The sequence below is a fragment of the Bernardetia sp. genome (assembly GCF_020630935.1).
Lineage (GTDB): Bacteria > Bacteroidota > Bacteroidia > Cytophagales > Bernardetiaceae > Bernardetia.
In genome coordinates, this window is sequence record NZ_JAHDIG010000004.1 from 123,462 (window position 1) to 133,992 (window position 10,531).

Sequence of the window (10,531 nt, forward strand, 5' to 3'; positions counted from 1 at the left end):
CCAGCCTACACAACTCCCTGAACTTCCAGTCAGTATTTCATTTTCTTGAAGTGCTTTAGAAAGAAGTTGAAAGTTTTTCTCAGAAAAGGACTGTGAGTTGTAGTTTAATAAATTTCTATAAGCTGTTATTCTAACAACAGGGTTGGGATAGTTTAGAACTTTCTCTGCTTCTTTCTGTGTCATATTTTTGGCAAGCCAATCCATATCTTCATAAATAGATACGCCTAAGTAATAAGGGATAATATTGTCATAGCTAAAAGACTGTTTATCTACACTCTTTATCTTTTCTTCTACTTCTTTACTGATTCCATCAAAACTGTATAGCCAAGTAAGGCGAAACATATACAAACCTACTATCAGAGTTGCAAAAAATAGAATTATTATTCCATAATGTGAAAGCACTACCAAATTTGGATAAAGTCGTTTACGTTTCATACAGGTTTAGAATTAGATTTTAAACTACGTACTTCCTTTCTAATTCTGTCTTTTACAAAAAGTAACAATCTTGAAAATAAAAAGTCCTCAAACTCTTATGAATTTGAGGACTTTTCTCTAATTATATGGCTAAAGTTTAGCTACCACATACTAAACAATCATCGTCGTCTAGTGAGCAACTTGCTCCACCTAATCCGTCTTTGAGTTGTTCTTCTTGTGCTTGCCCATTTTGGCGTTTATGGATTCTAGCAAGAGCTAAATTTGATTCTTCTTCCATATTCTCAGCCATAGCCAAGATTTCTTCATTGCTATCAGCCATTACCTTTTCAGCTTTACGCTTGTTGTCTAAACCCGTACTGAGCGCATCTTTATCTACTGTAAACTTAATTGCATCAGCAGCAGCTTTCGTACGTAGATAATACATTCCAGTTTTTAAGCCTTTTTTCCAAGCATGGAAGTGCATAGAAGTTAGTTTTCCAAATGTAGGGTTCTGAATATGAACATTCAAACTCTGACTTTGGCAAATATAAGCACCTCTATCAGCTGACATATCAATAATAGTACGCTGACTGATTTCCCAAACCGTTTTATAAATATCTTTCAATTCTTGAGGAATACGCTTGATATTTTGAACTGAGCCGTTTGCTGCAATAAGTTCATTTTTCATCTCGTCATCCCACAAATTAACCTCAATCAAATCTTTTAAAAGATGCTTATTTACTACTACAAACTCTCCAGAAAGCACACGACGAACATAAATGTTTGAAGTGTAAGGCTCAAAACATTCGTTATTACCTAAAATTTGTGAGGTAGAAGCTGTTGGCATTGGAGCAACTAAAAGTGAGTTTCTAGCACCATGTTTTACTACTTCTTCTCTAAGCTCGTTCCAGTTCCAACGTCCAGAGTGATAATCTTCATCTACATTCCACAAATCGAATTGGAATTGTCCTTTAGAAAGTGGCGAACCTTCAAAAGTTTCATAAGCTCCTTCTTGTATAGCTACATCCTTAGAAGCTGTCATGGCAGAAAAATAAATCGTTTCGAAGATTTCTTTATTGAGTTTGGCTGCTTCTTCCGATTCAAATGGCATACGAAGCATAATAAATGCATCTGCCAAACCTTGAACACCCAAACCAATCGGACGATGACGGAAATTAGACTTACGTGCCTCTTCTATCGGATAATAATTTCTATCAATAATTCTGTTCAGATTGACAGTTGCTTGATAGGTTACATCATAAAGAGCTTGATGGTTAAATTCTAACTTGCCTTCCTCATTTTCCATTACAAACTTAGGAAGTGCAATAGAAGCCAAATTACAAACTGCTACTTCGTCTGGCGCAGTATATTCCATAATCTCAGTACAAAGATTTGAAGACTTTATTGTACCTAGATTTTTTTGGTTGGATTTGTTATTAGCATGGTCTTTATAAAGCATATATGGCGTACCAGTTTCTATCTGTGCTTCCAAGATAGCAAACCAAAGTTCTTGCGCTCTAATTGTTTTGCGAGCTTTTCCTTCTGCTTCATATTGCAAATACAGTTTTTCAAACTCTTCTCCATAACAGTCTGACAGACCTCTAGCTTCATTCGGACAGAAAAGCGACCACTCGCCATCTTCCTGTACACGCTTCATAAACATATCAGAAATCCAAAGTGCATAGAACAAGTCTCTTGCTCTAGCTTCTTCTTTACCATGATTTTTCTTTAAATCTAAAAACTCAAAAATATCGGCGTGCCAAGGCTCTAAATAAACAGCAAAAGCACCTTTACGCTTGTTTCCTCCTTGGTCAATATAACGAGCTGTATCATTAAAAACTTTTAGCATCGGAACAATTCCATTAGAGTAGCCATTTGTTCCACGAATATACGAACCTGTTGCACGTACATTATGTACACTTACACCAATTCCTCCAGCCGATTGAGAAATTTTAGCACATTGCTTCAACGTATCATAAATGCCATCAACACTATCACCTTGAATTTGAAGTAAGAAACAAGATGACATTTGAGGTTTTGGCGTACCCGAATTGAAAAGTGTTGGGGTAGCGTGTGTAAACCAACGTTCAGACATCAAATGATAGGTTTTGATAGCCGAATCAATATCTGCTCCGTGAATCCCTACAGAAACACGCATAAGCATTTGTTGAGGGCGTTCTACTACTTTGCCATTTAAACGTAAAAGATAAGAACGTTCTAAAGTTTTGAATCCAAAATAATCGTATTCGTAATCTCTGCCGTAATCAATGGCTTGGTTCAAGACATGAGCATACTTTCGAACTACTTGTACAACTTCTTCTGAAATAAGACCTGCATTTTCGTCTGTTTTCTTATTTACATAGTTGTAAAGGTCTTCAATAGTATCAGAAAAAGCATCTTTTGTTTCTTTATGAAGATTCGAAATGGCAATTCTTGAAGCTAAGATAGCATAGTCTGGGTGAACCGTTGCCATTGTAGCTGCTGTTTCGGCTGCTAGTTCGTCTAGCTCTATGGTAGTTACATTGTCGTAAAGACCAGCCAAAACTTTATAAGTAATTTCTTTAGGTTTGATATAACGAGTATCCAAGTTATCACAAAGTCTTTCTATTCTAGCTGTGATTTTTTGCATAATCACTTCTTCTTTCCTACCGTCTCGCTTGATTACGTACATATTATATTGAGATTTTGAATAAATTAATGTTGGGTGTAGTTTCGTATTTTTTCTAACTGATTCAAAAGCAGTTACAAATTGAAAATACGGTATCAGATTTTGGAACAAAAATAAGCATCTTATTTCAGAACTGAATTATTTAGATTCAATCTAAGAAAGATTACCTTGCTAGTAACGTAAAGTAGCATCTTTTGTTAAGAAGAATTTTTGGATAGTCATTTATAAATCAAATGCATAAAAACCTTTTCTATTGAAAAATTACTACTAAAAATAGCTTTCTGTTACTAATTTTTAAATTACGAATTTTGAATTGGCTTTCAAAATGATACTCTTCTTTCCAATATTAAATTTTGTGGATAACTTTTGAGCATAAAAAAATGCCATCCAGTTAGAACTATACTAGGAGTGTTTTAACTAAAGTCCAAGATATTTTAGAACTCATTTTTTAGTACAACTGCAAAATAAAAGAAGACTAAGAATTAACTATAATTTGATTTTTAAGAAATTATTCAGACCTCTACAAAATCGTCATAACTTTTATTGTAGAAAAAGACATTACAAAACAATTTCCTATCTCATTTTGATTTATTAAAAATTATTCACTACTTTCCTAAGTATTTTCAATAAAACCATTGCTTTTTTATCAAAAATGCAATAAACACACACAAATCATAAACACACCATAAAACCATATTCAAAATGAACTAAAAATATAAGAAATTGAAAACTGAAGGACTATACGACCCAAGCTTTGAACATGATGCTTGTGGAATTGGATTCATTGCTAATATAAAGGGACGTAAATCGCATCAAATCATAGAGGATGCACTCCAAATGCTTACTCGTATGGAACACCGAGGAGCATGTGGCTGTGAAGTCAATACAGGAGATGGTGCAGGCATTCTGATACAGATGCCCCACGAGTTTTTTTTAGATGAGTGTACAAAGTTGGGAATGAAACTCCCTCCTTATGGTAAGTACGGTGTAGGAATAGTATTTTTCCCAAAAGATGACCAGTTAAGAGAAGAGTGTAAAACTATTTTAGATAGAAAAATAAAACAACTTGGTCTTGAGCTTATAGGCTACCGAAAAGTTCCTACCAACAACAAAGAAATAGGTAAAAGTGCCTTAGCTGGAGAGCCAGTTATGGAACAAGTTTTTCTCAAACTATCGCCTACCACTTCAGAGTCTTCTGATAAAGATTTTTTTGAGAGAAAACTCTTTGTTTTGCGAAATTATGCTACAAGAGTAATCAATGAAAGTGTACAAGGAGTAAATAATAACTTTTATTTTGCTTCCCTCTCTTATAAAACCATTGTTTATAAAGGACAGCTTACCACAGAACAAGTACGTCCTTATTTTTCAGATTTACACAATGAGAGTGTAGTTTCGGCTCTTGCTGTTATTCACTCTCGTTTTTCTACCAATACGTTTCCTTCTTGGAAATTAGCACAACCATTTAGATACATTGCTCACAATGGTGAGATAAATACTGTTAAAGGTAATGTAAACTGGTTTCAAGCCTCTGAAACACAATTTGAATCAGAATATTTTACGAAAGAAGAACTAGATATGCTTCGTCCTATCTGTGGAAAATCACAATCTGACTCTGCAAACTTGGATAATGTTATTGAAATGTTGGTATTGAGTGGGCGTTCACTTCCTCACGTCATGATGATGCTTATTCCAGAGGCTTGGGATGGAAATGAGCAAATGGCACAACTACGAAAAGAATTTTATGAATATCATGCTTCATTAATTGCACCTTGGGATGGTCCTGCATCTATTACGTTTACAGATGGAAAAATTGTAGGAGCAACTTTAGATAGAAATGGCTTACGTCCGTCAAGGTATTGGGTAACAAAAGATGACAGAGTAATTATGGCATCAGAAGCTGGTGTTTTGGACATAGACCAGTCTATGATTGTTTCAAAAGGTCGCCTCCAACCAGGTAGAATGTTTATTGTGGATATGGAGCAAGGCAAAATTTTGAGTGATGAAGAAGTAAAAGCCAAGATATGCGCCCAACAACCCTATGGAGAATGGCTTAAAGAAAATAAAATCAAACTCAAAGAAATTCTAAAACCTGCAAGTAAATTTATTCCACTCAACAATAAAAATCTCATAAAAAGACAAATAGAAGCAGGTTATACTTCTGAAGACTTGAAGTATATCATTGGAGCAATGGCAGTTTCAGCCAATGTTCCGTTAGGTTCTATGGGATTAGATACGCCATTAGCTGTGTTATCAGAGCAAAGTCAGCATTTATCCAATTATTTCAAACAACTATTTGCCCAAGTAACTAATCCTCCCATAGATTCTATAAGAGAGCGAAGCATCATGTCTTTGATTTCCTTTGTAGGAGCAAAACAAAATCTACTTACCGAAACTCCCAAACACTGCCATACCTTAGAGCTTCCTCAGCCTATTTTAAATAACAAGGATTTAGAAAAAATCCGACACCTTGACCACAAAGGTTTTCAATCCAAGACCATTTTTACTTATTTCAGAGCCGATATAAAAGCAGGAATGTTGGAACGAGGCTTAGAAAGAATTTGTAATTATGCTGAAGATGCTGTGAAAGATGGCTTTTCGATTATTATTCTCTCTGACAGAACTTCAGACAGCAATCATGCTCAAATTCCTTCATTACTTGCAACATCTGCTGTACACCATCATTTAATCAAAAAAGGATTGCGTGATAACATTGGAATAATTACTGAAACAGCAGATGCTTGGGAATCACATCATTTTGCAACATTGATTGGTTTTGGTGCTTCTGGTATAAATCCATATTTAGCATTAGAAACTATTGATTTTCTAAAAAAGAAAGAAAGACTAACTACTGACCTAACAACCGAAGAATTACAGAAAAATTATATCAAAGCAGTTGGAAAAGAGTTATTAAAGATTTTTGCTAAAATGGGCATTTCTACACTGCAATCGTATCAAGGAGCGCAAATATTTGAAGTTTTAGGAATTGACAAAGAGGTTGTAGATAAATACTTCACAGGAACAGTTTCACGCATTGGTGGCTTAAAGTTAGATGATATTGCTAGAGAAGTCTTGATTCGTCATCAGATAATTTATCCTACCAAAAACAATACAACTACACAAAAATTACGCTTAGAAGCTGGAGGAATTTACCAATGGAAACAGCGAGGAGAAGAACACGTTTTCAATCCTCAAACCATTCATTTACTACAACAATCTACTCAAAAAGAGGATTATCAGTTATTCAAAAAATATACTCGTCTGATAGATGACCAAACCAAAAAAGCCCTCACTTTGCGTGGAATGCTCAAATTTAAACCTTCAACTCCTATTCCGATAGATGAAGTAGAGCCTGCTGAGAATATTTTCAAACGATTTGCGACAGGAGCTATGTCTTTTGGTTCTATTTCTTGGGAGGCACACACTACGCTTGCTATTGCCATGAACCGAATAGGAGGAAAAAGTAATAGTGGAGAAGGTGGAGAAGATATTTCTCGTTATAAGCCTTTAGAAAATGGCGATTCTATGAGTTCGTCCATTAAACAAGTTGCTTCTGGGCGTTTTGGAGTAAATAGTCATTATTTGAGTAATGCCACTGAAATTCAAATCAAAATGGCGCAAGGTGCAAAACCAGGAGAGGGTGGACAATTACCAGGGCATAAAGTCGATGACTGGATTGCAAAAGTGCGTTATTCTACACCGAGTGTAGGGCTTATTTCTCCTCCTCCACACCATGATATTTATTCGATTGAAGATTTGGCTCAACTGATTTTTGACCTCAAAAATGCTAATCCAGAAGCTAGAATTAATGTCAAATTGGTTTCAGAAGCAGGTGTCGGAACGGTAGCTACTGGCGTAAGCAAGGCTCATGCAGATGTAGTTCTTATTTCTGGACACGATGGAGGAACAGGAGCTTCTCCACTTAGCTCTATTCGTCATGCAGGACTTCCTTGGGAATTGGGAATAGCTGAAACGCATCAAACTTTAGTTAAAAACAAATTGCGTAGCCGTATAACTGTACAAGTAGATGGACAAATTCGAACAGGAAAAGATTTGGCTGTGGCAGCCTTGCTTGGAGCAGAAGAATGGGGCGTAGCAACAGCAGCTCTTGTCAGTACAGGCTGTATTATGATGCGAAAATGTCATCTAAATACGTGTCCTGTAGGAGTGGCTACACAGAGAAAAGAACTTAGAGCTTTGTTTACTGGAAAGCCTGAATATGTTGTCAATTTATTTAAGTTTTTGGCTGAAGAACTTAGAGAAATCATGGCAGAACTCGGTTTCAGAACTGTCAATGAGATGATAGGTCAGAGTGATAGATTAACTATGCGTGATGATATTACGCATTGGAAATATCAGAATATTGATTTATCAAAAATTTTATACAAAGCCCCTGCAAGTTCGGAAGTAGGTTTGTTCAAACAAGAAGAACAAGACCATGGAATAGATAATGTTTTGGATTGGAAAATTTTAGAGCAAGTACAATCTAATATTGATACGCTAGAACCAACACAGTTAGAATTTCAAATAAGAAATACAGACCGTGCTGTGGGTACTATTCTCTCACACAAAATTTCCAAAAAATATGGTTTGAAAGGACTTCCAAAAGACACTCTACATTTAAAGTTTAAAGGAACGGCAGGACAAAGTTTTGCTGCTTTTGCTGTAAAAGGACTTACCATGGAAATAGAAGGCGATGCAAATGATTATGTTGGAAAAGGGCTTTCAGGAGCAAAACTTATTTTTTATCCAGACCAAAAAGCGACGTTTGTTCCAGCCGAAAATAGCATTATCGGAAATGTAGCATTCTACGGAGCAACTTCTGGTGAGGCATATATCAGAGGAATGGCAGGCGAGCGTTTTGCAGTCCGTAACTCTGGTGTAAAAGCCGTTGTAGAAGGAATTGGTGACCACGGTTGTGAATACATGACAGGAGGCTTAGTTATTAATCTAGGAGATACAGGACAAAACTTTGCAGCAGGAATGAGTGGAGGAGTAGCTTATATTTGGAATAAAGAAGGCGATTTTGAACAAAAACTCAATGCTGAAATGGTAGAAATAGAAAAGCTCACGAGTGAAGATGAAAATATTATCAGAATGTACATAGAAAATCATCTTCGTTATACAGAGTCTTTACTTGCTAAAGAAATACTCAATGATTGGGAAAGTTCTCTTCCTTACTTTATCAAAATAATGCCGACAGATTTCAAACGAGCATTATCTGAACGAAATATTAGTGTATCACAAAAATTAGAAGACAAAGAAGATGAGCTGGTAATAAAATAAAGATACAAAAATTAGTAGGTTAAAGGCGAGTCTTTAACTGCATTACAAATCGTTTAAAGTCAAAGGCAAGCCGTTTGACCTAAAAACAAGCCGTTGTCGGTGTCCCCACCGACGACTTTTAAACAAAAAAATAAAATGGGCAAACCAACAGGATTTATAGAATTTACTAGAGATATACCCACCAAAAGAAATATAAACGAAAGGGTAAAAGATTATTTAGAAGTGGAAGAAACACTCTCTACCACAAAAGCTGTCGAACAGTCTTCACGCTGTATGGATTGTGGTGTTCCTTTTTGCCATAGTGGTTGTCCTTTAGGCAATATTATTCCAGAATTTAACGATGCTGTCTATCAAAAAAATTGGGAACTAGCCTATGAAATCCTTGTTTCTACCAATAATTTCCCAGAATTTACAGGAAGAATTTGCCCTGCGCCTTGTGAATCATCTTGCGTGTTGGCAATCAATAAACCTGCCATAGCCATAGAGGCGATTGAACGCTTTATCATAGAAAAAGCATTCGAAAAAGGTTATGTGAAAGCAAATCCACCTCAAACTAGAACAGGAAAAAAAGTTGCCATTGTAGGCTCAGGACCAGCAGGACTTGCAGCAGCTTCACAACTCAATAAAGCAGGACATGCTGTAACTCTTTTCGAACGTGCTGATGCTATTGGTGGATTGCTTCGCTATGGAATCCCTGATTTCAAATTAGAGAAAAAAATTATAGACCGTCGCTTGAAAACAATGAAAGCCGAAGGCATTATTTTCAAAACGAATGCGAATGTAGGTGTAAATATTCGTGTAAAAGATTTGATGGAAGAATTTGATTCTATTTTGCTTTGTGGAGGTTCAACTGTTCCTAGAGATTTGGATATTAAAGGACGAGAACTTAAAGGTGTTCATTTTGCAATGGAATTTTTGAGTCAACAAAACAAACGAACAGCGAAAAAAGTCATCAAATACGACCACGCAGGAAATACGTATCAACAAGGCGAAATCTTGGCAACAAATAAAAAAGTAGTCGTAATTGGTGGAGGAGATACAGGTTCGGATTGTGTAGGAACTTCTAACAGGCAAAAAGCAAAATCAGTAACTCAAATCGAACTGATGCCGATGCCTCCAAAAGAACGAGCAGAAAACACGCCCTGGCCTAATTACCCAATGATGCTTCGTACATCGTCTTCTCACGAAGAAGGTTGTGAGCGTACTTGGTCTATCTTGACAAAGGAATTTGTAGGGAATGAGAAAGGCGAACTCACAGGAGTAAAACTCGTCGATATAGAATGGAAAACAGAAAATGGAAAAATGGGTTTTGAGGAAGACCCAAAAACAGAAAGGATTGTTCCTTGTGATTTGGTACTTTTGGCGATGGGTTTTCTGCATCCAGAACGTGCCGAAATGCTTGAAGAATTAGGTATTTTGTTAGACGAAAGAGGAAATATTCAAGCAGAAAATTATCAAACTCATAACCCAAACGTTTTTGCAGCAGGCGATATGAGAAGAGGGCAATCGCTTGTCGTTTGGGCAATTTCAGAGGGGCGTGAGGCTGCTCGTCAGATTGATTTACATTTAATGGGACAAACTGAACTAGAAGCAAAAGCTGTTTCTAGGTTAGATACTCAACAGAAGGTGGTTTATGGGTAGGTTATATGATAAATTATGAGTCATGTATCTGTATAGAAAATCTAAAAACAAAGTTTATAATCACCTACTAAACTCTTACCAAAAATAGTTATTGAGATACCAATGGTCTTTTATCTTAACACGTTCCATTGTATGTGTTTTTACTTCTTGATTTCTAGTAGTATTTGGAAAAAATTCTATTCTAGTTCCTCGCTCAACAATTATGACTATCATAGAGTCTCCAGTATGTTCTTGTGTAAAATATACTTCCTTATATTTTAGTGAAGTCATACAAGGAGCTATGCTGTCAAAATATTTTTTTTGGATGTACGGATCTGATTCGCCAGAAAATTCTACAAATGAAGTATCCATTTTTATAGAATCTACTTGCTCAAAGCAATGTACATATAGTTCAGGATTTATGCGAGAACAAGATGCTAGTACAATAAAGAAAAAGACAGTTATAATGTTAAACCTCATGAATATCATCATTTATTAAGTAGTTAGTTTTCACAAAATTGTTATTTTGTATTTCTGATTAAAAAT

Annotated in this window: 5 protein-coding genes; 2 read left to right on the top strand and 3 right to left on the bottom strand. The window is 35.8% G+C overall.

The features are described 5' to 3' along the window. Positions 1-435: hypothetical protein (locus QZ659_RS02410; RefSeq protein ID WP_291721353.1), on the bottom strand; the 435-nt coding region annotated here is incomplete at its 3' end. 136 nt (positions 436-571) lie between these two features. After that, a complete protein-coding gene (locus tag QZ659_RS02415) occupies positions 572-3,085 on the bottom strand; it encodes a ribonucleoside-diphosphate reductase subunit alpha (RefSeq protein WP_291721355.1) in 2,514 nt (837 codons plus the stop codon). Between the two features lie 720 nt (positions 3,086-3,805). Between QZ659_RS02415 and gltB the strand changes: the two genes are divergently transcribed. Both gltB and QZ659_RS02425 read left to right on the top strand, forming a co-directional pair. Continuing rightward, on the top strand, positions 3,806-8,365 hold the full coding sequence (gene gltB / locus QZ659_RS02420) for a glutamate synthase large subunit (RefSeq protein WP_291721358.1): 4,560 nt from the start codon (positions 3,806-3,808) through the stop codon (positions 8,363-8,365). Positions 8,366-8,500: 135 nt separating this feature from the next. After that, complete coding sequence (locus QZ659_RS02425) at positions 8,501-10,006, top strand: glutamate synthase subunit beta (RefSeq protein WP_291721361.1); 1,506 nt, start codon at positions 8,501-8,503, stop codon at positions 10,004-10,006. 75 nt (positions 10,007-10,081) lie between these two features. Here the strand turns inward: QZ659_RS02425 and QZ659_RS02430 are convergent, their stop codons facing one another. Next, on the bottom strand, positions 10,082-10,357 hold the full coding sequence (locus tag QZ659_RS02430; RefSeq protein WP_291721364.1) for a hypothetical protein: 276 nt from the start codon (positions 10,355-10,357) through the stop codon (positions 10,082-10,084). Between the last annotated feature and the right edge of the window lie 174 nt (positions 10,358-10,531).

What these genes read in the sequence shown, in the direction of transcription:
- QZ659_RS02430 (WP_291721364.1), bottom strand. Translation starts at nt 10,357, where the DNA reads ATGGATACTTCATTTGTAGAATTTTCTGGCGAATCAGATCCGTACATC.
- QZ659_RS02425 (WP_291721361.1), top strand. Translation starts at nt 8,501, where the DNA reads ATGGGCAAACCAACAGGATTTATAGAATTTACTAGAGATATACCCACC.
- QZ659_RS02415 (WP_291721355.1), bottom strand. Translation starts at nt 3,085, where the DNA reads ATGTACGTAATCAAGCGAGACGGTAGGAAAGAAGAAGTGATTATGCAA.